The following is a 26,962-nucleotide window of genomic DNA, read 5'->3' as shown; positions in this document are numbered from 1 at the left end:
GTCTAAAGTTGAGTCGGGTCATGGAAGGCGGTCCGGCGGTTACGCCCGGCCGTACCGGTCCAGGAACGCGCCGATCCGGGTGATCGCGTCCTTCAGGTCGCCGACCGTGGGCAGGGTCACCACCCGGAAGTGATCCGGTTCCGGCCAGTTGAAGCCCGTGCCCTGGACGACCATGATCTTCTCCTGGCGCAGCAGGTCCAGTACGAGCTGCCGGTCGTCCTTGACCTTGTAGACGCCCGGATCCAGCCGCGGGAAGAGGTACAGCGCCCCCTTGGGCCGTACGCAGGTGACGCCCGGGATCTGGGTGAGCAGGTCGTAGGCGACGTCCAGTTGCTCCTTCAGCCGGCCGCCCGGCAGCACCAGGTCGTTGATCGACTGGCGTCCGCCGAGCGCGGCGACCACGCCGTGCTGGCCCGGCATGTTGGCGCACAGCCGCATGTTCGCCAGGATCGTCAGGCCCTCGATGTAGGAGTCGGCGTGGGCGCGCGGGCCGGAGACCGCCATCCAGCCGACGCGGTAGCCGGCCACCCGGTACGCCTTCGACATGCCGTTGAAGGTGAGGGTCAGCAGATCGGGCGCGACCTTCGCGGTCGGGGTGTGCGTGGCGCCGTCGTAGAGGATCTTGTCGTAGATCTCGTCGGAGCAAACCAGCAGGTTGTGCCGGCGGGCGATGTCCGTCAGCCCGCGCAGCACCGTCTCGTCGTATACCGCGCCCGTGGGGTTGTTCGGGTTGATGACGACGATCGCCTTGGTGCGGTCGGTGACCTTGCGCTCGACGTCGGCGAGGTCGGGCATCCAGTCGGACTGCTCGTCGCAGCGGTAGTGCACGGCGGTGCCGCCGGACAGCGAGACAGCCGCCGTCCACAGCGGGTAGTCCGGGGCCGGGACCAGCACCTCGTCGCCGTCGTCCAGCAGGCCCTGCATCGCCATCACGATCAGCTCGGAGACGCCGTTGCCGATGAAGACGTGCTCGACGTCCGTCTCGATGCCGAGGGTCTGGTTGTGCATCACGACCGCGCGGCGGGCGGCCAGCAGGCCCTTGGCGTCACCGTAGCCGTGCGCGGTGGAGACGTTGCGGAGGATGTCCTCCAGGATCTCCGGGGGGCACTCGAAACCGAAGGCGGCCGGGTTGCCGGTGTTCAGCTTGAGGATGCGGTGGCCCGCCGCCTCAAGCCGCATGGCCTCTTCGAGAACCGGGCCCCGGATCTCGTAACAGACGTTGGCGAGCTTGGTCGACTGGATCACCTGCATGTCCGCGAGCTTACGGCCCGGTTACCCGTCATGGACGGTGTTTCCCGCCACGTGAGACACCGCGTCCCGCCGGAGCCGCCGCCCGGCTGCCGCGCCGCACAGGGAAACCCCTATGACCTGACGCTGCTTCTTGTCCCCGCCCCCTCGTGCTGCTGAGAATGCGCATGACAACCGAGTGGGGCGGCCGGAAGACCTCCGGTCGCCCCCGTCGTAAGGGGACCCCCACGTGAAGAAGCCTCTCCTTGCCGTCCTCACCGTCCTGGCGACAGCCGGACTGGGCGCCACGCCGGCGCTCGCCGCGCCGCACAGCGCAGCCCCGCACAGCGCCGCCCAGGCCACCGCCGTCCAGGCCGCCGCCCCGCACGCCGCCAAGGCCGCCGCCGTCACCGTCGACTTCGCCGGCACCGTCTCGCTCAGCAACTGTTCCGGCTCGGTCATCCGCTTTCCCAACTCCGCCGACACCGACCCGGCCCTCGTGCTGACCAACGGCCACTGCCTGGAGACGGGCATGCCGGGCGCCGGCCAGGTGATCACCGGTCAGTCCTCCAGCCGGACCTTCGGCCTGCTGAACTCCGCCGGCACCAAGATCGCCACTCTCCGCGCCAACCAGGTCGTCTACTCGACCATGACGGACACGGACGTCACGATCTACCGCACCACCACGACGTACGCGGCCATCAAGAGCTCCTACGGCATCAGCCCGCTCACCGTGCAGAACACCCACCCGGTGGCCGGCACCGGCATCAAGGTGGTGTCCGGCTACTGGAAGCGGATCTACAGCTGCAACATAGACGGGTTCGTGTACCGGCTGAAGGAAGGCGACTGGACCTTCAAGGACTCGGTCCGCTACACCTCCGCCTGCGACACCATCGGCGGCACCTCGGGCTCGCCGGTGATCGACACCGCCACCGGCAAGGTCGTCGCCGTCAACAACACCGGCAACGAGGACGGCGAGCGCTGCACGGTGAACAACCCGTGCGAGGTCGACGCGAGCGGCAACGTCACCGTCCGCCAGGGCATCAACTACGCCCAGGAGATATACAACATCCCGGCCTGCTTCACCACCGGCAACAAGCTCAACCTGAGCGCGGCCGGCTGCACCCTGCCCAAGCCGTAACCGCCGCCGGCGGGCGGTCACACCGGGGTACGGCGGACCGCCCGCCCGGCCAGGACGTCCGTGCGCCGGCCGTCCTCGATGACGAACCGGCCGTCGACCAGCACGTACGGGATGCCGGACGGCAGCGCCCGGGGCTCCGCGAAGGTGGCACCGGGCGCGACCGTCTCCGGGTCGAACAGGACCAGGTCGGCCCGGTACCCCTCGCGCACCAGCCCGCGGTCCGGCAGCCGCAGCCGCGCCGCGGGCCGGGAGGTGAGGTGGGCGACGCACTCCTCCAGCGTCAGCACCCCCAGCTCCCGTACGTAGTGCCCGAGGTAGCGCGGGAAGGTGCCGTAGGCCCGCGGGTGCGGCTTGCTGCCGCGCAGGATGCCGTCGGAGCCGCCGGTGTGCGCGCGGTGGCGCATGATGGCGCGGACGTTCTCCTCGTGCCCGACGTGCTGGAGGACCGTCGTGCCGAGCCGGTCCCGCACCAGCAGGTGCCGGGCCGTGGCCCAGCAGGACTCGCCGCGCAGGCCGGCCGCCTCCCGCACGGTGCGGCCCACGAAGTCGCCGAGCGCCGGATCGGCCACCCCGGAGATCTCGACGGTGTCCCAGTCCACGGGCACGCCGTGGCAGCCGTCGGAGCCGGTGACCTCCAGGTCGTGCCGGATGCGCGCGGCCGTCGCCGGGTCGGCGAGCCGGGCCAAAACCTCCTCCGGGCCGCCCTCGCTCGCCCAGCTCGGCAGCAGCGCCGCCAGGGTGGTGCAGCCGGGCGTGTACGGATAGGTGTCCAGCGTGATGTCCGCGCCCGCCGCCAGGGCCCCGTCGAGCAGCGCCAGCAGGTCGGGCGCCCGGCCCTCGTTCACGCCGAAGTTCATCGTCGCGTGCGCGAGGTGCAGCGGGCAGTCCGCCTCCCGGGCGAGGGCGACCATCTCGGCGTACGCCTCCAGCGCGCCGGCGCCGTAGGAGCGGTGGTGCGGGCAGTAGTAGCCGCCGTAGGACGCCACCACCCGGCACAGCTCGGTCAGTTCGGACTCCTCGGCGTACATGCCGGGCGTGTACGTCAGCCCCGACGACATGCCCACCGCGCCCTGCTCCAGCCCCTGGGCGACCAGCCGCCGCATCCGGTCCAGCTCCGCCGGGGTGGCTTCGCGGTCCTCCCAGCCGACCACCAGCGCCCGGACCGTGCCCTGCGGGACGAGGTAGGCCGCGTTCACGGCGATCCCGCGGTCCAGCCGGTCCAGGTACCCGCCGACGTCCCGCCAGTCGAAGTCGACGTCGTCGCCGTACCCGTTCCAGCCGGTGATCGCCCGCCGCACCTCCTGGAGCGTGCGGTCGTCCACCGGCGCGTACGACAGCCCGTCCTGCCCGAGCACCTCCAGCGTGACCCCCTGCGCGGCCTTCGCACTGTGGTCGGGGTCGCGCAGCAGGGCCAGGTCGGAGTGGGCGTGCATGTCGATGAAGCCCGGGGAGAGGACCAGGCCCTCCGCGTCCAGCTCCCGTGTCGCGCCGGGCCGCTGGCAGCCCGCGGCGGCGGCCTCCTTGACGATCGAGACGATCCGGCCACCGTCGAGGACCACGTCGGCGCGGTAGGAGTCCGCCCCGCTGCCGTCGACGACCTCGGCGTCCCGGATGACCAGGTCCTCCACGCGGGCCTCCTAGAAGAACGTACGGATGTAGTCGACCACCGTGCCGTCGGCCTCGGCGACCGGGATGAGCTGCCATTTGTCGAAAGACGTGCATGGATGGGACAGGCCGAACCCGATCCAGTCGCCGACCTCGACGTCCGCCTCCGGGTCCGTGCGCAGCCAGGTGTGCTGGTCGGACAGGCCGGTGACGGTGACGCCGGCGGCCGGGCGTTCGACACCGTCCCGGCGTACCACCTGGGCGGCCGGCAGGTCCAGGTCGTGGGCGGCGTCCCGCTTGCCCGCGTTGGCGAACGCCTGCTCGCGGGTGGGCCGGGAGACGACCTGCGCCCACAGCCGGAAGGCGGGTTCCAGGGCGCCCTCCTCCGGGACCCGGGTGAACGGCGTGAGCCTGCGGTAGTGCCCGTCGTCGTGCGAGACGTACGCGCCCGAGCGCAGCAGCCTCAGCACCGGCCGGGACAGCGCGGGCAGCTCGGCGAAGACCTCGGCCACCGCGTCGAACCAGGCGCTGCCGCCCGCGCTCACCACGATCTCCTCGGCCCCGGCGAACCGTCCGGCGCCGTCCAGGGCGGCGGCCAGCGCCACCAGCCGCCGCAGATAGGCCCGTACGCGCTCCGGATCGGCCCCCGGCACCTCGCCCTCGTAGCCCGCCACCCCGGCCAGCCGCAGCGTCGCCGCGCCCGCCACCGCCGCCGCGACGGCCGCGCCCTCCGCCTCGTCGCGCACCCCGGTCCGCGCGCCCTCGCCCGCGCCCAGCTCCACCACCACGTCCACCGGGCGGACGGCGCCGCGCAGGGCCGCGTCCATCCGCTCCACCCCGGACACGGAGTCGACGTAGCAGACGAAGCGGAACTCGGGGTCGGCGGCCAGTTCGGCGGCGATCCAGCGCAGCGCGGCGGCGTCCACCAGCTCGTTGGCGAGGAAGATCCGCCGGACGCCGAACGCCCGTGCCACCCGCACCTGGTGGGGCACCGCCAGCGTGATGCCCCAGGCGCCGCGCCGGAGCTGGCGGTGGAAGAGCTGCGGGGCCATGGAGGTCTTGCCGTGCGGGGCGAAGGCCAGGCCGTGCCGGGCGGTGTACGTCTCCATCAGCGCGAGGTTGTGCTCCAGGCGCTCGGCGGACAGGGCGAGGAGCGGCGTGGTGAAGCCGTCGGACTCCCGGAAGAGGTTGCGGCGCTGGGCGGCCAGTTCGGCGACGGTCAGCCCGTCGGCGTCCGGCGGGAGGCCCTTGAAGCGGTGGTCGACCCGTTCCCCGGCCAGACGGGCGAGGCGGTCCGCGGCCTGCTGGGCGAGCGCTTCGGTGCTCATGGAGCCCCTCTCTGGACTGTTGCGCGATGTGCAACGGCCATTGCATGTGGTGCTGAGTGGTGTCTAGCATCTCGCCGAACACCGGGTCAACGACGACCGTCAACCGGACCTCGGCGCCATCACCCGCACGGGCCGCCACCCCCGGACCCCGGCGGCCGTCCTCCCGGACATCGACAGGAGTCATCATCGACGACGCTGCTCACGCCTCGCCCGCCGCGCGCCCACCGGACGTCGTGGACGTGGCCGCGCTCGGCGAGTCCATGGTCACCTTCCTGCCCGGCCGCCCCGGCCGCCTCGCCGACGTGCCCTCCTTCGACCGGGCCATCGGCGGCGCCGAGTCCAACGTGGTCTGCGCCCTGGCCGCCTTCGGGCACCCGGTCCGCTGGATCAGCCGGGTCGGCGCGGACGGCTTCGGCGACCACCTGGTGGAACGGATCGCCGGACACGGGGTCGACGTGTCCGCGGTCGGCCGCGACCCGCGCCGCCCGACCGGCGTCTACTTCCGCACGGCCGGCGAACGCGGCACCGGCGCCCACGAGGTGGCGTACTACCGGGCCGGATCGGCGGCGTCCGCGATGTCGGCGGACACCGTGGACCTGGCGGCGGCGGACGCGGCCCGGGTGCTGCACCTGACCGGGATCACGGCCGCGCTGTCCGAGCCGTGCCGGGAGCTGGCGCGCGCGCTGACCGCACCCCGCGCCGGGCGCCCCCTGGTCTCCTTCGACGTCAACCACCGCCCCGGCCTGTGGCGGGACACCGACGGCGGCGCGATCCTGCTGGAACTGGCCCGGCGCGCCGACATCGTGTTCGTGGGCGCGGACGAGGCCGCGCAGGCCTGGGGGGTCACCGGCGGCCCCGCCGCCGTCCGGCGGCTGCTGCCCCAGCCCCGCCTGCTGGTGGTGAAACAGGGAGCGCGCGGCGCCACGGCCTTCGCGCCCGGACACCCCGGCGGCGTCTTCCGGCCCGCCCTGGACACCGCCGTGGTGGCCGCCACCGGCGCCGGGGACGCCTTCGCCGCCGGCTTCCTCTCCGCCACCCTCCGCGGCCTGCCCCTCGCGGCCCGGCTGCGGCACGGCCACCTCTTCGCCGCCGCCGCCCTCACCGCGCCCGGCGACCTCGCGCCGCCCCCCGCCCGCGACCACGCCGACCGGCTCGCCGACCTGGACGACGGCGCATGGGAGAGACTTCGACTCGGCCCCGGCTGGACGCAGGCCGAGCGGGCCCCCAAGGAGGCGAACATCCCATGAGTCAGACCGTCGACCGCGCCCTGAGCATCCTGCCGCTGCTCGCCGAGGGCCCAGCCGACCTCGGACAGGTCGCCGACCGGCTCGGCGTGCACAAGTCCACGGCCCTGCGCCTCCTGCGCACCCTGCACGAACACGGCCTGGTCTACCGCCAGTCCGACCAGCGCTACCGCCTCGGCGCCCGCCTCTTCGCCCTCGCCCAGGAGGCGATGGAGAACCTCGACATCCGCGAGATCGCCCACCCCCACCTCGTACGCCTCAACGAGAGCTGCGGACACACCGTCCACCTCGCCGTCTACGAGGAGAACGAGGTGCTCTACATCGACAAGGTGGAGAGCCGCTACCCGGTCCGCATGTACTCCCGGATCGGCAAGCCGGTGGCCATCACGGTCGCGGCCGTCGCCAAGCTGCTCCTGGCCGACCTGCCCGCGCCCGAGCGCCGCGCCCTCGCCGAGCGGCTCGACTACCCCCTGTACACGTCCCGTTCGACACCCCACGCCGAAGCGTTCCTGAAGGAGCTGGCCACGGTGCGCGAACAGGGCTGGGCCACCGACCTCGGCGGCCACGAGGAGTCCATCAACTGCGTCGCGGCCCCCGTCCGCGGCGCCGACGGCCGGGTGGTCGCCGCGATGTCGGTCTCCGCGCCGAACGTGGTCGTCACCGCCGAGGAACTCCTCACCCTGCTCCCGCTGGTCCGCCGCACCGCGGACGCCATCAGCGGCGAGTACTCCGGAAGAACGCCAGTGAAGGGCACCCCCGCATGACCGAGAAGACCGCGCTCACCCCGAAGACCCACACCACCCCGCCCGCGCAGTTCTCGCACGGCGTGAAGAAGGGCAACATCCTCCAGGTCGCCGGCCAGGTCGGCTTCCTGCCCGCCGAGGAGGGCAAGCCCCCGACGCCCGCCGGCCCGGGCCTGCGCGAGCAGACCCTCCAGACCCTCGCCAACGTCCAGGCGATCCTGGAGGAGGGCGGCGCCACCTGGGACGACGTGATGATGATCCGCGTCTACCTCACGGACGTGGACCACTTCGCCGAGCTGAACCAGATCTACAACGCCTACTTCGAGGAGCAGGGCCTCACCCAGCCCCCCGCCGCCCGCACCACGGTCTACGTCGGCCTGCCGGCCGGCCTCCTCATCGAGATCGACGCGCTCGCCGTCCTCGGCTGACGTCCGCGCCGCACCCCGGCCGCTCCTGCCGGCCGGCGTCCGCACCGCACCCGCGCCTCCCGCACGGCACGGCACCCTCCGGGGCGCCGTGCCGCGATCCGCCCTGCCCGAAAGCAGTATGCGAGCCCCGAAGAGGACCCCGTCATGTCCCTCCCGCTCTCCGCCCCCGCCCCCGCGGCCCCACCGCACACCGGGGGCCTGCTCCTCCTGCTCGACGGCACGCCCGGCCTGCTCACGGTCGCCGGCCTCGGCATAGCCCTGCTGCTCTTCCTGATCATCAAGGTCCGGCTCCAGCCGTTCGTCGCCCTGCTCGCCGTCTCGGTGGCCGTCGGCCTGCTGGCCGGGCTGTCGGTGACCGAACTCTTCGGCACCGTCCAGCGCTCCGACGCCGTCTCCACCATCGAGTCCGGCATGGGCGGCATCCTCGGGCACGTCGCGATCATCATCGGCCTCGGTACGATGCTCGGCGCGATCCTGGAGGTCAGCGGCGGCGCCGAGGTGCTGGCCGCGCGCCTGCTGGCCCTGTTCGGCGAGCGCCGCGCCCCGCTCGCCATGGGCCTGACCGGACTGCTGTTCGGTATCCCGGTCTTCTTCGACGTGGGCATCTTCGTCCTGGCCCCGCTCGTCTACGCGGCGGCGAAACGATCCGGCAAGTCGGTGCTGCTCTACTGCCTCCCGCTCCTCGCCGGCCTGTCCATGACCCACGCCTTCCTGCCGCCGCACCCCGGCCCGGTCGCCGCCGCCGGACTGCTGCACGTCCAGCTCGGCTGGGTCATCCTCATGGGCGCCGTCTGCGGGCTGCCCGCCGTACTGGCCGCCTGGGCCTACGCCGCCTGGATCGGCCGGCGGATCTTCGTCGCCGTACCGCAGGACATGGCCGAGGCGGCCCAGGAGGCCAGGCGCGCGGTGCTGGCGGAGCAGCGCGCCCAGGGCGTGGCGCCGGAGGAGCGGCCGGTGCCGCTCGGCACGGTCCTCGCCATCATCGGTACGCCGCTGCTGCTGATCCTCGCCGCCACCTTCTCCTCGATCGCCCTGGACCCGTCCGGGGGCCGCTCGGTGCTGGAATTCCTCGGCAACCCGTTCGTCGCCCTGACCCTGGCCCTGTTCCTCGCCTACTACCTCCTCGGCATCCGCCGCGGCTGGTCCCGCGCCTCCCTGGAGAAGGTGTCGACCTCCTCCCTCAAGCCGGTCGGCAACATCCTGCTGGTGGTCGGCGCGGGCGGTGTCTTCGGTGCCGTGCTGAAGGCCTGCGGGGTCGCGCAGGCGCTGTCGGACACCTTCCACGGCGTCGGCCTGCCGGTGATCGTCCTCGCCTATCTGATCGCGCTCGTGCTGCGGGTCGCCCAGGGGTCGGCGACGGTGGCGATCGTGACGACGGCGGGCATCGTGGCCCCGCTGCTGACGGAAGGTCACCACTCGCAGGCGTACGGCGCGCTGGTCATCATGGCCATCTCGGCGGGCTCCATCTTCGCCTCGCACGTCAACGACGGCGGCTTCTGGATGGTGGCCAAGTACTTCGGCATCGGCGAGCGGGACACGCTGCGGACCTGGACGGTCCTGGAATCGGTGCTGTCACTGGCGGGGTTCGCGGTGGCCGCGGTGACCGGCGTGTTCGTGAGCTGACTGGTTCCGGCACAGGGAAGTCGTCCATACTGCCGCCGTGGAGCAGCGCATAGGAGCGAGCAGCAAGCCGTCCGAGGCCGAGCCGTCCGAGGCCGAAACGCCCGAGGCCGAAACGCCGAAGGCCGGACCCTCGAAGGCCCAGCCGTCGAAGGCCGCGCCGTCGAAGGCCGCGCCGTTGAAGGTCGACCTGGTGAAGGCCGAGCCCGTGCCGGGCGCCGTCTTGGACCCGGCGTTCATCCCGGGCATCACGAGTCCGGCGCCGGCCGCGGCGGTGACCGCGGGGCCGGCGGACGACACCGCGGCGGAGGAGCCGGCGGAACCCGGGCGGCAGGAGACGGCCGGGGAACCGGAGCCCGGGGAAGCGGCCGAGGATCCCGTGGACGCCGACGAGGCCGCCGAGGACGGTCCGGTCTTCGAGGCGGCCGACCGGCGGGCCCGGATCGTGGCCGACCGCCGGGGCGTCCGCCTCAGCCTGGACGAGGAGGCCTGCGACTTCCGCTGGGACGAGATCGCCGCGGTGGAGACGGAGGCGTCCCGGTTCGGCAAGCGCTTCACGATCACCGTGCACACCCCGGACCGCCGCTGGTTCCCGATCGAGATCGAGGCGACGGCCCGGGCGCGCTTCAAGGAGTGGGACGAGCGGCTGGACGCGGTGCTCGACGCCTACTTCGAGGAGGCGTAGCCGTCAGCCGCAGTACTGGGCGGCCTTGCCGATCGACCGGTACATGCAGTCGGCGTTCTCCAGGAGCTGCAGCACGGCGTCCTTGTTCCGGGAGGTCTCCCGCTCGATGACTTCGTCGGGCGGGTAGAAGCCGCCGCCGGAGGACGAGGTCGGGTACATCTCGAAGGTGTAGTCGAAGATCTTCTGCGTACCCCACAGATAGTCGTCGATCGAGCCGTCGGTGATGTACAGGTCGCTGGACTGCTCGGGCGTGTAGCCGTTGCTGGCGGCCATCTTCCGCCCCACGGCCTGGAAGGCGGCGGCGTCGTCCGCGGTCATCCCGGTGGCCGTGTCCGCGGACGTGTACCCGAACGGCCACAGCACCAGCTCGCTGTAGGTGTGGAAGTCGATCCCGGCCTTGATCTGCTGCCTGCCGCCGACGACCCGGCCGCGCACGAAGTCGGCGACGACCTTCACCTCGGGCGCGGACTCGGCGGCGGACCCGCGGTAGGTCTCGGAGGACGCCGATCCGGAGGACCCGCCGCAGCAGCCCCACTTGTAGTTCCAGTTCCGGTTCAGGTCGGTCCCGACGTAGGAGGAGCCGGAGTTGGGCTGCCGGTTCTTCCGCCACGACCGGTACGACCCGCTGGCGATGTCGTACTCGCCCCCGTCCGGGTTCAGATCGGGCACGATCCAGATCTCCCGGCTGTTGACGATGTCCGTGATCCGGGGGTCGGTGCCGTAGCCGGCGCCGAGTTCGCGCAGCAGATACAGCGCCATCTCCACGGTCAGGTGCTCGCGCGCGTGCTGGTGGGCGGTGAACAGCACCTCGGGCTCGTTCTCGTCGGTGCCCACGTTGTCGCTGACCTTGACGGCGATGATGTCCCGGCCCTGGTACGACTTTCCGATCACCCGCTTGCTCATGATGCCCGGGTAGGCGGCGAGCCGCTGGTCGATCTCGGCGTTGGCCTCGGCGTAGTTGTGGTACTTCGCGTCGGCGCTGGGGAAGTCGTGCAGCCGGATCTCCGAGCGCTGCGGCGCCGCGCCCAACGGCCGCACGTCGTACCCCATCCGGCGCAGCTCGCCGATCTGCTCCGCCCGTCCCGAGACGACGACGCTCTCCTCGTCGGCCTCGTCCACGCTCACCCCGGCGGCCTGGATGGCCGTACGGGACACGGGGGTCGTCCGCTGCTGGATCTCGTACTGCCGGACGTCCTCGGCCGAGGGCGCCGCCCTGCGCACGCTGTCGGCACCGGCCTGGCCGGCACCGGCCGAGACGGGGGCGGCGAGGGCGAGGGCCAGGAGGGCGCCGAGAGCGGCGGTACGTCTGCCGCGGATGCGAAGTCGCATGAACTCTCCTCGTGGGGGTGGGTGGAGACGGGATCATTCCCGTTGCGACGTGCTGGACACGGACCCACCGGGGGCCGTCGGTGGGGCTCCCTGTGAGCCGGCTGTGCGGGTCGGGCCTCATGCTGCGCGCCTGACATGATCAGGTCAACAGCCCCCAGAGAAACCGACCGAATCCGGCTGGACGCCCCACACCCGACGCCCCCTCCACTCACCGGAACGGGTGGCAAGCCAGAGACTGCCGACAACCCGTGAGTCACCCCCCCGAAGGAGCCGGCCCAGTCACCCACACCTTTTTCAGGCCGTGATGATGACTCCCCTTCTCAACTCGTCGATACCGTCACCCGATAGCTGGACTTTCGCGTTGTGCGGCGGTTCCAGACAGTCGGCGGGTTCCTCGTAGCGCAGGATCCAGTCAAGCGTCATGGGTGAGCGGCTCCCGCTTCCGCCGACGTCCTCCGGATATGCGAAGTGTTGGCCGGTACGCGCGACGCCTCCTACGCACCGTACGATGCATACGGCAGTCGTCGTACCCTTCTCTTCCACCGAGTAGATCTGTAGCCGTGCGGTGAAGTCCTCATCCATGTCTGTAAGCCTCTGCTACGAATTGCCTGATCTGACTGGTCGACAGTTTTGGAATGTCCCATTCTAGGGCATCGGTGATTCCTTCATATGCCGTGATTTTCGGTACATGAATTCCCATGTCCTTGAGGATCTGGTGTGCGGTATTCGCCGGTAGTTCGACGGCGGCTCTCTTGGTGAGTTCGTGTGCGGGAAGGTTCACGGCGACTTCCGCCTCGGCGCGGATGTACCCCGGAAGGGTCTCGACTCCTTCGAGAGCGCTTCGAGGGATAACGTGGACTACCGCGTCCCCGAATTGTTCCGAATGCCTGGCGAACGCCGTCGCCACGCCTGGATCTGTCGATGTGGGAGTGAAGCCTGAGCCTTGCGTTCCCTCGCTCGCGTTGAATCCCCTGGTGGTGCCCCGGAACAGGTGTTCCTCGTCAGGGCAGCCATCGGGAGCCAGACCGAGGACGTCGGTCCAGCCATGCGGATTGAGGACGTAGGCAGACGGATTGAAGGCTGGCGCAAGACCCAGGGGGTCTGGGGTGAGGTAGCGGGCTGTTTGTGGGTCGTAGTGGCGGTAGTAGTTGTAGTGCAGGCCCGTTTCCGGGTCGTAGTACTGGCCTGGGAAGCGCAGCGGGGTGTACGTCGTGCTCGTCGTCGACCATGCCGTCGTGCCCCACAGGGTGCTGCGGGTGTGCCAGGCGATGTCTCCTTGTTCGTCGACCAGTTCGCTCGGGGTGCCCACCAGGTCCGTGACGATCGCGAAGAAACGGGAGTCGATCTCCTGGCGGGGGTCGTGGGCCGTGGTGAGGCGTTCCGTCTGGGCGAGGGGCCGCAGGCCCTGGTGGTCCCAGGTGAGGGTGACCGGGCGGGGGAGGTCCGGGGACGTCGTGGTCTGCTCGCACAGTGTCGTGCCGTCCCAGGTGAACTCCACCCGCTCCGCCACCGTCTCGCCGTCCTCCGCCAGCCGGAGCTTCGCCGTGCGGCGGCCCAGGGCGTCGTACGTGTAGCGCCAGCGGGTGCCGTCCGGGGTGGTCACCGCGGTCAGGCGGTCCTCGGCGTCCCAGGTGTAGCGCCAGACGTCCGGCCCGCGGGACAGGCGGGTCTTCCGGCGGAGCGTGACACGGCCCAGGGCGTCGTGCTCGTAACGGACGCCGCCCGCCCGGGTGATGCGGGTGCCGGCGTAGGCCCGGGACCCCGTGGCCTCGCCGCCCGGGTGGTCCGGCGGCCAGGACGCCTCGGTCTGGTTGCCCGCCTCGTCGTAGGCGTACCGCTCCGTCCAGCCGGCCGCGTGGACCGCCGTCACCCGGCCCGTCGCGTCCAGGTCGAAGCGGCGGGAGCCGGACAGGTGGTCCTCGATGCCGGTCAGGTTGCCGTCGGCGCGGTAGGTGTACGCCCGGTGCCGGATCCTGCGGCCCCCGGCGCCGGTCACCGACTGGAGGGTCAGCCGGCCCACGGGGTCGAAGGCGTGTTCCAGGGCCACCGTCCCGCCGACGCGGCGGGTCAGCTCGCGGCCCGCGTCGTCGTACGTGAAGTCGATCGTCCGGCCCGACGCCACCATGCCCGTGCGGCGGCCCGCCGCGTCGTACGACCACGTCGTCACCGCCCCGGCCGGCGTCACGCGGCCCACGCGGCGGCCCAGGGCGTCGTACGCGTACGTCACCGTGCGGCCGTCCACCGTCTCCGCACGCAGGCGGCCGTGCCGGTCGCGGAGGAGGGTCAGGGTCGTGCCGTCCGGGGTCGTCGCCCGGGCGAGCCGGCCGGTCAGGTCGTAGGCGTAGGCCGTGGTCCCGTCCGCCGTGGTCTTGCGGAGCACCCGGCCGAGGGCGTCGCGTTCGAAGGCCGTCACCTCGCCGCGGGCGTTCCGCCGGGCGGTGAGCCGGCCCGCCGCGTCGTAGGCGTAGGTGAGCGCGCGGTCGTCGAAGTCCTTCTCCCGCACCAGGCGGCCCGCCGCGTCGTACTCGTACGTCCACGTCAGGCCCTGCGGGTTCGTGACCTTCGTCAGGCGCAGTTCGCTGTCGTGGCCGAACTCGTAGCGGACGCCGTCCGGGCCGGTGCGGGCGGTCAGCAGGTCGAAGTCCGTGTACGCGAAGCGGGACACACCGCCGAGCGGGTCCGTGTGGCTCGTGCAGTTGCCCTCGCCGTCGTACGTCCACGTCTCCGTCGTGCCGTCGGGGGCCGTACGGCGGGTCAGCCGCCCTTCGACCGACCACTCCAGGCGGGTGGTGGCGCCGGTGGGGTCCGTGACGGCCGTCGGACGGCCGAGGGCGTCCCGTTCGCAGCGGGTGACGGCGCCGAGCGGGTCGGTGATCTCCACGGGGAGGCCCGCGCGGTCGCAGACCACCCGCGTGGTGTGGCCCAGCGGGTCCGTCACCGACGCCGGGTGGCCGGCGTCGGTGTAGGTGAAGCGGGTGGTCAGGCCCGCCGGGTCCGTGACCGACGTGCGGTTGCCCCGGTCGTCGTAGGTCTGGCGGATCACCGTGCCGTCCGGGCCGACGACCTTCACCGGGAGCCCGAGGGCGTCGTACTCGGCCGTCGACGCGCGGCCGTCCGGGCGGACCACCCGCACGAGGTTGCCCGCCTCGTCGTAGGCGAACGTCGTCGTGTGGCCCAGCGGGTCCGTCGTGGCCAGGAGCTGGTGGTGGCGGTCGCGGACGTGACGGGTCGTCGCGCCCAGCGGGTCCGTCTCCGCGACGACCTGGAAGGTGTCGTTGACCAGGTAGCGGCGGGTGTGGCCCTCGGCCGTCGTGGCCGTCGTCGTCCGCAGGCCCGTGGCCGGGTCGGGGTCCTCGTAGGTCAGACGGAGGGTCATGTGGCCGGCCGTGCCGCCCTGCGCGACGCACCGGTCGCGGTCGTCGTACGCGTAGGTGTAGCCGCGGTCGTTCGTGTCCGTCCAGGAGGTGACGCGGCCCGCCTCGTCGTAGGTGAAGCGCAGCGGCAGGCCCGAGGAGCCGACGACCTCGGTCAGGTCGCCGTCCGTGTAGGCGAAGCGCTTCAGTTCCTCGCCGGTCGCCGCCAGGTGGTACGCCGTGACGCGGCCCGCCTCGGTGCGGACGCGGACGCCCTGCCCGGCGCTCGTGTGCACGCCCAGCGGGGTGCCGTCGGCGTCGTACTCGAAGGTGATCCAGTTGCCGTTGCGGTCGTCGATCTGTTCCAGGACGGCCAGTCCGGGGCCCCGGTCGGCGAAGTGCCGGGTGACGCGGGTCCGCGGGTCGGTGAGGGTGTAGCCGCCGTCGACCCGGTCCAGCGGGAGGCGGGGGCCGTGGCTCGCCAGGGTGGGCAGGCCGGGGGCCGGGTGCGGGTACGACAGGAGCCGGCCGTCCTCCGTGACGTGGACGACTCCCTCCGCGTCGATCTCCAGGCGCTGGTCCAGCGTCGAGGACCAGGACGGGCCGAACCAGCGGCCCAGGCGGTAGCCGGACTCCACCCGGCGGGTCAGCAGCAGCGGCAGGACGCCCGGGAGGGCGACGTCCGTCTGCGGCAGGTACATCGCGCCGGTGGCCACGTCGACCGGGTCGCCGCACTTCGTGATGCTGTCCTCGTCGTGCGAGTACCGCGGCGGTTCCCGGTCGACGGTGTCCCGGGCCGTCTTCCCGGCCGCGCCCTCGGCTCCCGCCCGCGCTTCCCGGCCCGCCGCGGTCCCGGCGGCCCGCCGGGCGAGTCCCGCCTCCGCGGCCTCCCTGGCCAGGGCCGCCTCCGCGCCGAGGCCCTTGGTGCCGAACGCCTCGGGCAGCGACCGCCCGCCGAACTCGGACGGGTCCCTGCGGAAGTCCTCCCACAGGGTCTTCGCGTTCCGCTCGGGGTGGGCGGCGGTGGAGACCAGACCCGACAGCGTCAGGCTGACGTTCTGCAGGTACGCGGCCGGGTGGGTGAGGTTGTAGGGGTCGGCGGGGTCGAGACCGCGGACGAAGGTGACCAGGCCGGCGGTGCCCTTGAGGGCGCCGCCGACCACGTGGGTGAGTTCGGTGGCCGTCGCCTGGGCGTTGTCGCGGAGGTCGTCGCGGACGCGGTCCAGGGGCGGCGGCTCGGCCGGGGCGTGGGCCAGGGCTTCCCGCACCTTGCCCTGTGCCGCGGAGGCCGCGGTGTTGCGCTGTCTGCGGGCCTCGGCGAGTGTGTGCTGCGCGGCCTGGACCGCCGCCTTGCCCGGATCGTGGAAGGTTCCCGGCTCCGGACCGGGGTCCTCGCCCGCCTTCACCTTCGCGTGGTACGACTCGGCCTTCCGGGTGTGGGCCGCCAGCGCGTCCTTGGACGCCTGCACGCCCTTCCGGTACAGCTCGACGGCTTCCTTCGCCTGCCCCTGCGCCCACGTCACCGTGTCGGCGTACGCCTCCAGGGCCTCCGCCGCCGTCTCGCACGCCGCGGCCGCCGCGGCCCACTTGGCCGGGTGCACCCCGAACTTCTCCCGGAAGGCGTCACCGCCCTCGCCCCGCCACCCCGAGGAGTCGACCTTCTTCAGCCCCTGGCCGACCTTGTCGAACGCCCCGTGGAAGTCCCGCAGGTGCTGGGCGCTCGCCCGGATCCGCGCCGGGCTGCCGTGGACGAGTTCGTCCCCCTGCTCCGTCCGGCCGAGCCGCTGCTCGCCCGGGGTCGCCCCCAGGTCGGAGGCGACCCCGTCGCCCCAGCCCTCGACCACGTCGGCCCACCGGTGCGCCCCGAGGTGGTCCAGGCCGTCACCGATCTTGCCGGTGGTGTAGTCGACCCCCTCGCCGAGGAGCTTCTTGCCGCGGTCGAGAGCGTGCTCGCCCCCGCTGAGCACCGCGTTGGTGATGTCCCCCAGACCCATCAGCCCGCACCGCCCGGCTGCCGCTCGTCCGGCCGTTCGTCCGGCCCCTCGGCCGTCTCGCGCAGCTCGGCCACGCCCACCCCCGGCATCGGCCCGATCGTGTCCGACGTCATCACATCGTGCCCGGCGGTCTCCCAGCCCTCCTTGCCCGTGGCCCACGCCTGCTCGAAGGACTCGCCGCTGTAGTCCACGTCACCGCCGAACGCCCCGGAGCCGGCGATCCGTCCCCAGCTCTCCTTCTGCACCTCCTCCTCGGAGGCGTACGGATTGCCGATCACCGCGTTCGTCACGATCTTGAAGGTGCCCCCGATGTACTGGTCGGTCTCGTAGTAGGTGCCGGCCGCCAGACCCGTCTTCGAGGCGAACCCGTTGCCCTCGTCGACCAGCGCGCGCACGCCCCACTCCCAGCGCTCGCAGAACGACGTGAATTCTTCCGTCAGACCCTCGTGACCCAGCTCCAGCCCCGACAGCGCGATCTCGGAGAAGCCGCGCCCGGCACCGGCCGCGCCGATCATGCCCAGCTCCTTCAGCTCGCCGAGCGCGTCGGTCAGCCCCTTCGCGATGAGTTCCAGGCCCTCGGTCCGCAGATCCTCGCCGTTCCCGCTCACCGCTCGTCCCCCGTCCTGCCGTCGGTCACCGCTCGCTCCCCGTCCTGCCCCGGGCCACCGCGCGCGCCCGTCCCGCCGTCCGCGGCCACCGCGTCCGGCACGATCCCGCGCACCGGCGGGAAGACCACGCCCCGCCCGTCGTCCGCGCAGTCCAGCGCCACTCCGCTCGGCACCCCCGTCGCGGGCACCGCCGCGTCCAGCAGGCGGGCGCCCAGCCACCTTTGGTACGGCCACTCCCGGCCGCCCTCGCCGCGCGCGAGCGCAAAACGGGCCAGGGCCCCTTCGTCCGAGAAGGCGTAGAACCAGCGCACGCCGCCGAAGTCGGCGGTCAGCGGGGCGCCGTCCCCGTCCACCGGCACCAGCACCGGCGTACGCCGGAACTCGCCCAGCACGGCGGCGAACCCGCGGCGCCCGCGGATGTCACCGGCGGACGCCTCCGGCCCGCCGGACCCGGCCGGGTCCGCGTAGTCGTACAGGCGTGACCTGCGGGCGCGCTTCTGCGCGCCGGCGTCTCCCCCGTGTTCGGCCATGCGCCGGATCATCACATCCGGCTGTCGGCGGGGCAACGCGGTACCCGGCCGACCGATCGAGTCCGGCCGCGCGCACGACGGCGCCCGGAGCACGAGGCTCCGGGCGCCGGGAATTGCCGTACGGACGGGTGTTACGGCAGGGCGTGCACGTGCGCGCCGACCGCGTTCGACCACGCGTTGCCCGAGGCCGCGTCCCAGTTCGTGGACCAGGTCATCGCGCCGCGCAGGTCGGGGTAGGTCTTGGACGGCTTGAAGGTGCCGCAGTTCACGGCCTTCGTCAGGCAGTCCAGGGCGTTGTTCACGACCGTGGGGGAGACGTAGCCGCCGCCCGCCGCCCTGGTGGACGCCGGCAGGCCGAGGCCGACCTGGGACGGGGCCAGCCCGCCCTCCAGCTGGATGCAGGCCAGCGCGGTGAGGAAGTCGACCGTGCCCTGGCTGTAGACCTTGCCGTCGCAGCCCAGCATGGAACCGCTGTTGTAGTACTGCATGTTGACGACCGTGAGGATGTCCTTGACGTTCAGGGCCGTCTGGAAGTAGGCGCCCGACGTGGACTGCATGTCGATCGTCTGCGGGGCCATCGTGATGATCAGCGACGGGCCGGCCTTGGCGGACAGGGCACGCAGCGCCTGCGTCATGTAGGTCGCGTTCAGGCCGTTCTCCAGGTCGATGTCGACGCCGTCGAAGCCGTACGTCTGCATCAGCGAGTAGACGGAGTTCGCGAAGTTCGCGGCCGACGTGGCGTCGCTGACCGACACCGAGCCCTTCTCGCCGCCGACGGAGATGATGACCTTCTTGCCCGCCGCCTGCTTGGCCTTGATGTCGGCCTTGAACTGGTCGGCGGTGTAGCCGCCCAGGCCGGCGGAGTCCAGGGTGAAGGAGACGGCGCCCGGGGTGGACGTGGCGTCCGCGAAGGCCACCGCGATGATGTCGTAGGACGCGGGCACGTCGGACAGCTTCTGGACCGTGGCGCCGTTGTTGAAGTTCTGCCAGTAGCCGGTCACCGCGTGCTTGGGCAGGGAGCCGTTGCCCCCGCCGCCACCGCCCGTGCCGGAGGTCGTCGTGCCGGTCACGGTCGCCGACTTCGCCGACTCGCCCGCCGCGTTGGTCGCCGTCACCTGGAAGGAGTACGCCGTGGACGCCGTGAGGCCGCTCACCGTGGCCGAGGTGCCGGTGACCGCGGTGACCTTGCTGCCGTCGCGGTAGACGTTGTAGCCCGTCGCGCCGGACACCGCCGACCAGGACAGGGAGACGGACGAGGACGTCGTGCCGGCGACGGAGAGGCCGGCGGGGGCGGCCGGGACCGTCGGGGCCGGATTGCCGCCGCCCGAACCGCCGCCGTCGGGGCCGTAGAGGGAGACGTCGTCGGCGTAGTAGGCCGCCTGGCCGTACCAGCCGTGGGTGTAGACCGAGACCGAGGTGGTGGCGGAGCCGGTGGTGAACGTCGTCGTGAGCTGCTTCCACGACGGTGCGTCGGGCGACCAGGTGGAGACGTCGGTGGTGCCGGTGCCCGTCACGCCGAGGTAGGTGTAGCCGCCCTGCACCCATGCGCTCAGCGTGTAGGTGGAGTTGGGCTTGACCGCCACCTTCTGGGTGCACGTGGCGTTGTCCTGGCCGGCCGGGGTGGCCTTCAGCGCGCTGGTGCCGCCGTGCACCGGGGAGGAGACCGCCGCGCCGCTGCCGGCCGAACAGGTCCAGTCGGTCAGGCCGGACTCGAAGCCCGCGTTGCGCACGTTGTTGACGTCCGCGGCGGACGCGGGGCCGGCCGTGGCGAGGCCGGCGACCGAGAGGGCCAGGGCGGTGGCGGCGGACCATGTCGCCAGTCGTCGTCCGCGGGGTCTGGGTATGCCTGCTGCGCGGTCCACTGGAGCCTCCGGAGGGGGAGTGGGCGGGGAGGGGAGCTGGGGACGGTGGCCACCGCTCGCCTCCAAGTTGGTCCAGACCAATCGGTGTGTCAAGAGGTCCAGACCAAAGCCGTTCCCGACGGGCCGCTCAACCTGTCCAGGTTTGACGGGACTTGCCACGGGAGAGTTCCACACCGGCTTCACCAACGCTGTTCTCCGGCCATACGGCCGTGGATACAGTGCTCGGGTAGTCACGCAATGAAGTCGCCCTGGCGCACGGGAGTGACACCGGCGGGCCGGGGCGGGTGTGAGGAGCGGGGAGCTGCGCGTGCCAACTGCCATTGCCGTGACCAGCGCCGACATGGCGCTGCCGGCGCAGGACGAACGGACCATGCCCGCCGTCGTGCTGACCGGCCTCGACGGCGGGACCCTCGACGAGGCGCTCACCGGGCTCCACACCCTCACCGAGCAGTACGGCCATGTCGTCGTCGTCTGTTCACCGGCCACCCCGGAACCGGTCGTCCGGCGGCTTTACACCCTGCGCGCGCTGCTGGAGAGCGACCGCGTCGCCGTGTTCCGGCCCGCCCTGCCGCCGCTCGGCGTCGCCGTCCTCGCCCGGCAGTTACGCCAGCTCGCCTCCTGCGACCTCGGCCCGGGCGTGCTCGCCTGCGCCGGCCGGCTGCTCACCCACTACCTGCACGCCGGCGCCGTCCTCGGCTCCGTCGCCCGGCTCGACCGGGTACCGGTCGGACTGAAGGCGCACGCCAGGTCCTGGGTGCCCGGCAGCCAGTTCGCGGTCCTCGCCCACCCCGAACCCCAGCTCGTCAGGGTCGCGCCCGACGCCACCCTCAAGGGCCCCGAGTTCAGCACCTGGATGCTGGTCGCCAAGGGGCAGACGCCGGGCGAGTGGGTCACCGGGCTCGGCACCCGGTGGGGCGTGCACGGGCTGCGCGAGGTCCCGCTGCCCGCCGAGTCCCCGGTGTGGTGGGGCACCCACCGCCTGGTCGAGTTCTGCGGCTACCTCGCCGACCTCTCGGTCCTCTACCAACTGGTCACCTCCGTACGGCAGACCACCTGCCACTGGTGCGGCATCGACGTCATCGGCGACCGCTGCGTCTTCTGCTCGGCCGCCCCGCCCGCCCCCGAACCGCCCGCGCCGCACGCGCCGGAGCAGCGCGCACCCGCCTGACCGGCCCGCACGGACCCGGCCCCGAAGCCCGCCCGCCCGATCCCCACGAGGTAGCACGGTCCATGAACTCCCGTCAGCGCCGCGGCGTGCTGCTCCTGATCCTGTCGGCCCTGTGCGCCCTGGGCGCGTTCGCCGGCGTGCTCTCCGTCGTCCACGACGCGAACTCCAAGGTCGGGCCCGAGGTCACCGCCTACCGGGTCAGGTCCGAGGTGAAGCCGTACACCACGCTCGGCGCGGACCAGTTCGAGAAGATAGAGATGCCCGAGCGGTGGCTGTCCGGCAACGCGGTCACCGACCTGCGGCAGATCCGCGGCAAGATCGCCGTGACCACCCTGCGCACGGGCTCCCTGCTCCAGACCGACATGATCGTCGACCGGCCCGCCCTCCGGCCCGGCGAGCAGGAGGTCGCCATCATGATCGACGCGGCCACCGGCGTCGCCGGCAAGATCACGCCCGGCTCGCGCGTCAACGTCTACGCCACCTTCGAGGGCCGCAAGGAGAGCGACCCCGACCAGTCGAAGATCATCGTGACCAACGCCCGGGTCCTCGACGTCGGCCGGATCACCGCCCTGGAACCCGACGACGACAGCCGCCGGCAGCCCGCCGAAGCCGTCCCCATCACCTTCGCGCTGTCCACCCTCGACGCCCAGCGCGTCACCTACGCCGAGTCCTTCGCCCAGCGCGTCCGGCTCGCGCTCGTGGCCCCCGGCAGCGCCACCGGCGTCCCCGACGAGGACCGCACCTACGAACTCGCGACGGACAAGTGAGAGGCGGCCCGCATGCCCACCAGGATCCTCCCGGCCGGCACGGACCCGGACGCCGTCCGCTCCCTCACCACCCTGCTCAGCCAGCTCCCCGACGCCGAGCCGCAGCCCCCGGTCACCGACTCCACCCAGTTGGTCGACACCCTCGCCCGGCTCGCCGCCGAATCGGTCGACGAACTCCCGGAAGTGGTCGTCGTCCACGAACGCATCGGCCCCGTCCCGGCCCTGGAGCTGATCCGCGAGGTCGCCCTGCGCTTCCCGGCCGTCGGCGTCGTCCTCGTCACCACCGACGCGAGCCCCGGCCTGTTCGCCGCCGCCATGGACTCCGGGGCGCGGGGCCTGGTCGGGCTCCCGCTGTCGTACGAGGAACTCGCCGGCCGCGTCCAGGCCGTCGCCCAGTGGTCCACGGGCGTACGACGGCACCTCGGGCACGGCGCGGAGGCGCCCGCCGGGGCCGGCGGCACCGTCGTCACGGTCAGCGGCGCCAAGGGAGGCGTGGGCGCCACCCTGACCGCCGTCCAGCTCGCCCTGGCCGCCCAGGCCTCCGGACGCGCCACCGCCCTGGTCGACCTCGACCTCCAGACCGGCGACATCGCCTCCTACCTGGACGTCCAGTTCCGCCGGTCCGTCGCCGACCTCGCCGCCATCACCGACATCTCGCCCCGCGTCCTCGCCGACGCCGTCTTCCGCCACGACACCGGCCTCGCCCTGCTCCTCGCGCCCGCCGAGGGCGAACGCGGCGAGGAGGTCACCGACCGGGCCGCCCGCCAGCTCGTCAGCGCCCTGCGCACCCGCTACGAGACCGTCGTCGTCGACTGCGGCGCCCAGTTGAGCGGCGCGGGCGCCGCCGCCGTGGAGATGGCCGACACGGCCCTGCTCGTCACCACCCCGGACGTGATCGCCGTACGCGCCGCCAAACGGACCGTACGGATGTGGGACCGGCTCCAGATCCGCAAGGCCGAGGAGACGACGGTGGTCGTCAACCGGCACACCCGCACCGCCGAGATCCAGCCCGCGCTGGTGGGACGCATCACCGGCACGGCGCTCGCCCGGACCGCCGTACCCGCCAACTTCAGGGAACTGCACGCCGTCGTCGACGCCGGACGGGTCCACGAACTCGACGCCAGGAGCACGGTGCGCCAGGCGCTGTGGGCCCTCGCGACCGAACTGGGCCTGGCGAAACCGGCGGACGAGGGCGCCTCCCACCGGGGCGCCGGGCGCGGCCCGGCCGGCTTCCGGCGGCGGAAGGAGTGAGCGCGACGATGAGCGGACCGGACGGGGACCGGGGCCAGGTCAGCGTCGAACTGCTCGGCATGACACCGCTGATCGTCCTGACGCTGGTGCTGATGTGGCAGGCCGTGCTCGTCGGATACACCTTCACGCTCGCCGGGAACGCCGCCGACGAGGCGGTGCGGGCCGGCACGGCGGCCCGTCCGGGACAGCGGGCCGCGGCCTGCCGGGAGGCCGCGCTGGCACACCTGCCGGACGCCTGGCGGTCCGGCGCCGAGGTGCCGCCGTGCGGCGGATCCGGCTATGTGACGGCGGACGTCCGGCTGCGGGTCCCGGTCCTCTTCCCCGGCTTCGTCGATTTCCCGGTCACCGTGCCCGGCCACGCCGGTGCCGTCGAGGAGGCGAAACGCTGAGATGCCGTACCGCCGGACCCGCGACCGCGGCCAGGTCGCCATCGAATACCTGGGCTTCGTCCCCGTCCTGCTGATCGTCGGCCTGGCCGGCATCCAGCTCGGGGCCGTCGCCTACGCCGCCGAGCAGGCCGGCACGGCGGCCCGGGCCGGGGCGCGGGCGGCGTCCCTGCGGCAGTCCCCCGCCCAGGCCTGCGCCGGCGCCGTCGGCGGCGGACTCACCGTGACCTGCGCGTCCGCGGAGAACGGCGACTCGGTGACCGTCACCGCCACCGTCCCCATCCCCACCATCGTCTGGGACCTCGGCGACGCCACCAAGTCCGCCACCATGCCCCTCGACCACTGACCGAGGAGAAGCGAACCCATGAGCCTGCGGGCACGCATCAGCACTCCGGAGGAGAACGGCGCCCGGGGCGAGGAGGGGCACCTGGTCGCCTCCTACCGGGCCAAGCTGCTCCAGGAGATCGACCTCGCGGAGATGAGCGCGCTGGCCGCCGCCGAGCGCCGGGCACGCCTGGAGCGGGTCCTCGGGCACATCATCAGCCGCGAGGGCCCGGTGCTGTCCACCGCCGAGCGCTCCCGGCTGATCCGCCGCGTGGTGGACGAGGCCCTCGGTCTCGGCATCCTGGAACCGCTGCTGGAGGACGCCTCCATCACCGAGATCATGGTCAACGGCCCCGACGCGATCTTCGTGGAACGCGGCGGCCGGGTCGAACAGCTCCCCCTGCGGTTCGTCTCCGCGGACCAGCTCATGCAGACCATCGAACGGATCGTGTCGACGGTCAACCGCCGCGTGGACGAGTCCAACCCGATGGTGGACGCCCGCCTGCCCTCCGGCGAGCGGGTCAACGTCATCATCCCGCCGCTGTCCCTGACCGGCCCGGTCCTCACCATCCGCCGCTTCCCGCGCTCCTTCACCCTCCAGGAGCTGGTCGGCTTCGGCTCGCTGGACGAGCACATGGTGTACCTGCTGGCCGGCCTGGTGCAGGCCAAGTTCAACATCATCGTCTCGGGCGCCACCGGCACCGGCAAGACGACCCTGCTGAACGCCCTGTCCGGGCTGATCCCGCCGCACGAGCGCATCATCACCATCGAGGACTCCGCCGAACTCCAGCTCCAGCAGACCCATGTGGTCCGCCTGGAGTCCCGCCCGCCGAACGTGGAGGGCAAGGGCCAGGTCACCATCCGCGACCTGGTCCGCAACTCGCTGCGCATGCGCCCCGACCGGATCGTCGTCGGCGAGGTGCGCGGCGGCGAGTCCCTGGACATGCTCCAGGCGATGTCCACCGGCCACGACGGCTCCCTCGCCACCGTGCACGCCAACAGCGCCGAGGACGCCCTCACCCGGCTCCAGACCCTCGCCTCGATGTCCGACGTCGAGGTGCCCTTCGTCGCCCTGCACGACCAGATCAACAGCGCCGTCGACGTCCTCGTCCAGCTCACCCGGTTCGCCGACGGCGCCCGCCGCATCACCGAGATCGCCCTGCTCGACAGCCACGGCGGCGAGCCCTACCGGCTGGCCACCGCCGCCCGCTTCGAGGCCCGGCCGATGACCCCGGACGGCCGCGTCCACGGCGCCTTCCGCTACTTCCCGCTGCCCCGCCGCAGTGCCGACCGCCTCTACATGGCGAGCCAGCCCGTCCCACAGGCGTTCGGCGTCGCCCGCACCGCCGACCAGCTCGCCACCCGAGAAGCCAGGTAGGACCCAGGCCCATGGAACTCCGCACCCTCGTCCAGCTCACCACCGGCGCCACCCTGCTGGCCTGCGTCCTGGCGGTGGCCGGCGTACACGCCTACGCCTCGGGCCGGGCCCGGCGCGCCGCCCTCGTGGACCGGCTCGCGCTCGCCGGACCGCCGCCGGCCGCCGGCCGCAGACGCCGCTTCCCCGGCCTGGACCGGCGGCTGCGCCGCACCCGCCTCGGCCGCCGGCTGGAGCTGCGCCTCGCGGCGACCGGCCTGGACGTCACACCGGGCGAGTTCTTCGCCGCCCTGCTCGCCACGGTCGCCGCGCTCTGGCTGATCGGCCAGGCCACCCTGGCCCCGTTCTTCGGCCCGCTCGCCGGACTCCTCGGCGTCTGGGCGGCCGTGCAGTTCCTCAACTGGCAGCGGCACAAACGCATCGAACGCTTCATCGGCCAGCTCCCCGAACTCGCCCGCATCCTGGCCAACGCCACCCAGGCCGGCCTCGCCCTGCGCACCGCGATCGGCATGGCGGCGGAGGAGCTGGAGGCCCCGGCCGGCGAGGAACTGTCCAAGGTCGCCGACCAACTGGCCGTCGGCCACTCCCTGGACGACGCGCTCGGCGAGCTGGCCGACCGCCTGCCCTCCCGCGAACTCGTCGTCCTGGTCACCACCCTGGTCCTGTCCAACCGGGCGGGCGGCCAGGTGGTCTCCGCGCTGCGCAACCTCACCGAGACGCTGGAGGAACGCAAGGAGACCCGGCGCGAGATCCGCACCCAGCTCTCCCAGGTGACCATGACCTCGTACGCCGTGCCCGTTCTCGGGGTCGGCGCGTTGTTCCTGATGAACGGGGTGAAGGACGGCGCGCTCGACCGCATGACCGGCTCACCGGCCGGCCAGGCCAGCGTGGTCGTCGCGTTCGCCCTGTACGCCGTCGGGTTCGTCCTCATCCGCCGGCTCAGCCGGATCGACGTCTGAGGGAGGTGACCCGGTGGCATTCCTGCTCGCCCTGCTGACGGGCGCCGGCGTCTGGGGCGTCTTCGCCGGCCTCCGCCTGTACCGCGCGGACGCGAAACTCCCCGGCGACCTCGCCGTCGCCCTGGAGGTCGGCGCCACCCGCACCGGCGCGGTCGGTTCGGTCGTGGACCGCCTGGGCATGCGCTACGCGCCGCTGGTCCTGCGCCTGATGGGCCCCCGGCTCGTGGCCCGCTGCCGCCGCCGGATCGACCTCGCCGGCAACCCCGGCGGCCTGACCCTCGACCGCTACGCGGCCCGCCGCGCCGTCTACGGCGCCCTCGGCGGCGTCGGCTTCCTGGTCTTCCTGCTGCGCGGCCAGTGGTTCGTCGCCCTGCTGCTGCTCCTGTTCGGCGCGTTCTGGACGGAGGTCGGCCTCTGGTCGGCGATCCGGGTCCGCAAGGACGTCATCGAGCGCACCCTGCCCGACTTCCTGGACGTGCTGGCCGTGGTGGTCAGCGCGGGCCTCGGCTTCCGGCAGGCCCTGGACCGCGTCGCGTCCCGCTACGAGGGCCCGTGGGCCGACGAACTGCGCATCACCCTGCGCCAGATGGACCTCGGCATGAGCCGCCGCCAGGCCTTCGCCGAACTGCGCCGGCGCAACGACTCCGAGCAGGTCGCCATGTTCGTGACGGCCTTGCAGCAGGGCGAGGAACTGGGCGCGCCCATCGTGGACACGCTGGTCTCCCTGGCCAAGGACATGCGCCGCACCGACGCCCAGAACGCCCGCCGCAAGGCCGCGCGGGCGGTGCCCAAGGCCACGCTGATGATCACCACGTTCATGGTCCCGGCGACGATGCTCCTGCTGGGCGCGGGCCTGCTCCTCGGCTCGGGCGTGGACTTCGGCTCCCTGACGGGGAAGTGAGGACGAGGTGACGACGACGGGGCTGACGGGCCGAGGGGAGGGAAAAGCCCGCCGGAGACGGCACCCGACACCGAGCGGCCACCCGGCACAGCGAGTCCGCGAAACGCCCGGCCGGCCGACCACGGGCCCCGCTG

23 protein-coding genes are annotated in these 26,962 nt (G+C 72.7%); 14 read left to right on the top strand and 9 right to left on the bottom strand.

What is annotated here, in order from left to right:
• Window positions 1–39: 39 nt before the first annotated feature.
• The gene (locus tag ACZ4SV_RS02380; protein WP_468000785.1) at window positions 40–1,251 is read right to left on the bottom strand and encodes a pyridoxal phosphate-dependent aminotransferase; all 1,212 of its coding nucleotides are present in this window, start codon (window positions 1,249–1,251) and stop codon (window positions 40–42) included.
• A gap of 226 nt (window positions 1,252–1,477) precedes the next feature.
• Here ACZ4SV_RS02380 and ACZ4SV_RS02375 point away from each other — a divergent pair, with 226 nt between their 5' ends.
• Window positions 1,478–2,368 (top strand): S1 family peptidase, encoded by an 891-nt coding sequence (locus tag ACZ4SV_RS02375; protein WP_468000783.1) that lies wholly within the window; start codon window positions 1,478–1,480, stop codon window positions 2,366–2,368.
• Window positions 2,369–2,385: 17 nt separating this feature from the next.
• On the opposite strand, the gene ACZ4SV_RS02370 is transcribed toward ACZ4SV_RS02375, so the two are convergent.
• Window positions 2,386–3,996 carry an N-acyl-D-amino-acid deacylase family protein gene (locus ACZ4SV_RS02370; RefSeq protein ID WP_468000781.1) on the bottom strand — a complete coding sequence of 537 codons (1,611 nt, stop codon included), beginning with the start codon at window positions 3,994–3,996 and terminating at the stop codon, window positions 2,386–2,388.
• A gap of 9 nt (window positions 3,997–4,005) precedes the next feature.
• Window positions 4,006–5,301 carry an alanine racemase gene (locus ACZ4SV_RS02365; protein ID WP_468000780.1) on the bottom strand — a complete coding sequence of 432 codons (1,296 nt, stop codon included), beginning with the start codon at window positions 5,299–5,301 and terminating at the stop codon, window positions 4,006–4,008.
• A gap of 260 nt (window positions 5,302–5,561) precedes the next feature.
• On the opposite strand from ACZ4SV_RS02365, the gene ACZ4SV_RS02360 reads away from it, so the two are divergent.
• The 5 genes from ACZ4SV_RS02360 (at window position 5,562) to ACZ4SV_RS02340 (ending at window position 10,021) form a co-directional block, all read left to right on the top strand.
• Window positions 5,562–6,548, top strand: a complete 987-nt coding sequence (locus ACZ4SV_RS02360) for a sugar kinase (RefSeq protein ID WP_468001296.1) — start codon at window positions 5,562–5,564, stop codon at window positions 6,546–6,548.
• The gene (locus tag ACZ4SV_RS02355) at window positions 6,545–7,309 is read left to right on the top strand and encodes an IclR family transcriptional regulator (protein ID WP_365873402.1); all 765 of its coding nucleotides are present in this window, start codon (window positions 6,545–6,547) and stop codon (window positions 7,307–7,309) included. The genes ACZ4SV_RS02360 and ACZ4SV_RS02355 overlap by 4 nt, the downstream gene beginning before the upstream one ends.
• Complete coding sequence (locus ACZ4SV_RS02350; protein WP_365873401.1) at window positions 7,306–7,716, top strand: RidA family protein; 411 nt, start codon at window positions 7,306–7,308, stop codon at window positions 7,714–7,716. The genes ACZ4SV_RS02355 and ACZ4SV_RS02350 overlap by 4 nt, the downstream gene beginning before the upstream one ends.
• A 144-nt stretch (window positions 7,717–7,860) precedes the next feature.
• A complete protein-coding gene (locus ACZ4SV_RS02345) occupies window positions 7,861–9,339 on the top strand; it encodes a GntP family permease (RefSeq protein WP_397941624.1) in 1,479 nt (492 codons plus the stop codon).
• A gap of 37 nt (window positions 9,340–9,376) precedes the next feature.
• Window positions 9,377–10,021 carry a hypothetical protein gene (locus ACZ4SV_RS02340; RefSeq protein ID WP_468000777.1) on the top strand — a complete coding sequence of 215 codons (645 nt, stop codon included), beginning with the start codon at window positions 9,377–9,379 and terminating at the stop codon, window positions 10,019–10,021.
• Window positions 10,022–10,024: 3 nt separating this feature from the next.
• Here the strand turns inward: ACZ4SV_RS02340 and ACZ4SV_RS02335 are convergent, their stop codons facing one another.
• The 6 genes from ACZ4SV_RS02335 to ACZ4SV_RS02310 form a co-directional block, all read right to left on the bottom strand.
• Window positions 10,025–11,350 (bottom strand): M14 family metallopeptidase, encoded by a 1,326-nt coding sequence (locus tag ACZ4SV_RS02335; RefSeq protein WP_468000775.1) that lies wholly within the window; start codon window positions 11,348–11,350, stop codon window positions 10,025–10,027.
• A 294-nt stretch (window positions 11,351–11,644) separates the two neighbouring features.
• A complete protein-coding gene (locus ACZ4SV_RS02330; RefSeq protein ID WP_468000773.1) occupies window positions 11,645–11,932 on the bottom strand; it encodes a hypothetical protein in 288 nt (95 codons plus the stop codon).
• On the bottom strand, window positions 11,925–16,697 hold the full coding sequence (locus ACZ4SV_RS02325; RefSeq protein WP_468000771.1) for a putative T7SS-secreted protein: 4,773 nt from the start codon (window positions 16,695–16,697) through the stop codon (window positions 11,925–11,927). Before ACZ4SV_RS02325 ends, ACZ4SV_RS02330 begins: the two co-directional genes overlap by 8 nt.
• Window positions 16,697–17,305, bottom strand: a complete 609-nt coding sequence (locus tag ACZ4SV_RS02320; protein WP_468000769.1) for a hypothetical protein — start codon at window positions 17,303–17,305, stop codon at window positions 16,697–16,699. Before ACZ4SV_RS02320 ends, ACZ4SV_RS02325 begins: the two co-directional genes overlap by 1 nt.
• Window positions 17,302–17,835 carry a hypothetical protein gene (locus ACZ4SV_RS02315; RefSeq protein WP_468000768.1) on the bottom strand — a complete coding sequence of 178 codons (534 nt, stop codon included), beginning with the start codon at window positions 17,833–17,835 and terminating at the stop codon, window positions 17,302–17,304. The genes ACZ4SV_RS02320 and ACZ4SV_RS02315 overlap by 4 nt, the downstream gene beginning before the upstream one ends.
• A gap of 131 nt (window positions 17,836–17,966) precedes the next feature.
• Window positions 17,967–19,697 (bottom strand): chitinase, encoded by a 1,731-nt coding sequence (locus ACZ4SV_RS02310; RefSeq protein ID WP_468000767.1) that lies wholly within the window; start codon window positions 19,695–19,697, stop codon window positions 17,967–17,969.
• 340 nt (window positions 19,698–20,037) lie between these two features.
• Here ACZ4SV_RS02310 and ACZ4SV_RS02305 point away from each other — a divergent pair, with 340 nt between their 5' ends.
• The 8 genes from ACZ4SV_RS02305 (at window position 20,038) to ACZ4SV_RS02270 (ending at window position 26,828) form a co-directional block, all read left to right on the top strand.
• Window positions 20,038–20,865: a hypothetical protein gene (locus ACZ4SV_RS02305; protein WP_468001294.1), complete on the top strand. Its 828-nt coding sequence runs from the start codon at window positions 20,038–20,040 to the stop codon at window positions 20,863–20,865.
• Window positions 20,866–20,927: 62 nt separating this feature from the next.
• Complete coding sequence (gene cpaB / locus ACZ4SV_RS02300; RefSeq protein ID WP_468000765.1) at window positions 20,928–21,632, top strand: Flp pilus assembly protein CpaB; 705 nt, start codon at window positions 20,928–20,930, stop codon at window positions 21,630–21,632.
• Between the two features lie 12 nt (window positions 21,633–21,644).
• The gene (locus ACZ4SV_RS02295; protein WP_468000763.1) at window positions 21,645–22,883 is read left to right on the top strand and encodes an AAA family ATPase; all 1,239 of its coding nucleotides are present in this window, start codon (window positions 21,645–21,647) and stop codon (window positions 22,881–22,883) included.
• An 8-nt stretch (window positions 22,884–22,891) separates the two neighbouring features.
• A complete protein-coding gene (locus tag ACZ4SV_RS02290) occupies window positions 22,892–23,272 on the top strand; it encodes a pilus assembly protein (RefSeq protein ID WP_365873379.1) in 381 nt (126 codons plus the stop codon).
• Window position 23,273: 1 nt separating this feature from the next.
• Window positions 23,274–23,615 carry a TadE/TadG family type IV pilus assembly protein gene (locus ACZ4SV_RS02285; protein ID WP_365873377.1) on the top strand — a complete coding sequence of 114 codons (342 nt, stop codon included), beginning with the start codon at window positions 23,274–23,276 and terminating at the stop codon, window positions 23,613–23,615.
• Window positions 23,616–23,633: 18 nt separating this feature from the next.
• Window positions 23,634–24,971, top strand: coding sequence for a CpaF family protein (locus tag ACZ4SV_RS02280; protein ID WP_397941639.1), 1,338 nt, complete (start codon window positions 23,634–23,636; stop codon window positions 24,969–24,971).
• 11 nt (window positions 24,972–24,982) lie between these two features.
• Entirely contained in the window at window positions 24,983–25,927 is a 945-nt protein-coding gene (locus ACZ4SV_RS02275; RefSeq protein ID WP_397970986.1) for a type II secretion system F family protein, read from the top strand.
• Between the two features lie 13 nt (window positions 25,928–25,940).
• Window positions 25,941–26,828, top strand: a complete 888-nt coding sequence (locus tag ACZ4SV_RS02270) for a DUF5936 domain-containing protein (protein WP_365873371.1) — start codon at window positions 25,941–25,943, stop codon at window positions 26,826–26,828.
• Window positions 26,829–26,962: the final 134 nt, after the last annotated feature.

The sequence above is a fragment of the Streptomyces sp. NPDC027672 genome (assembly GCF_055566335.1).
The sequence above is the reverse complement of the archived record's forward strand: the minus strand, read 5'-3'. Positions and strand labels throughout refer to the sequence as shown.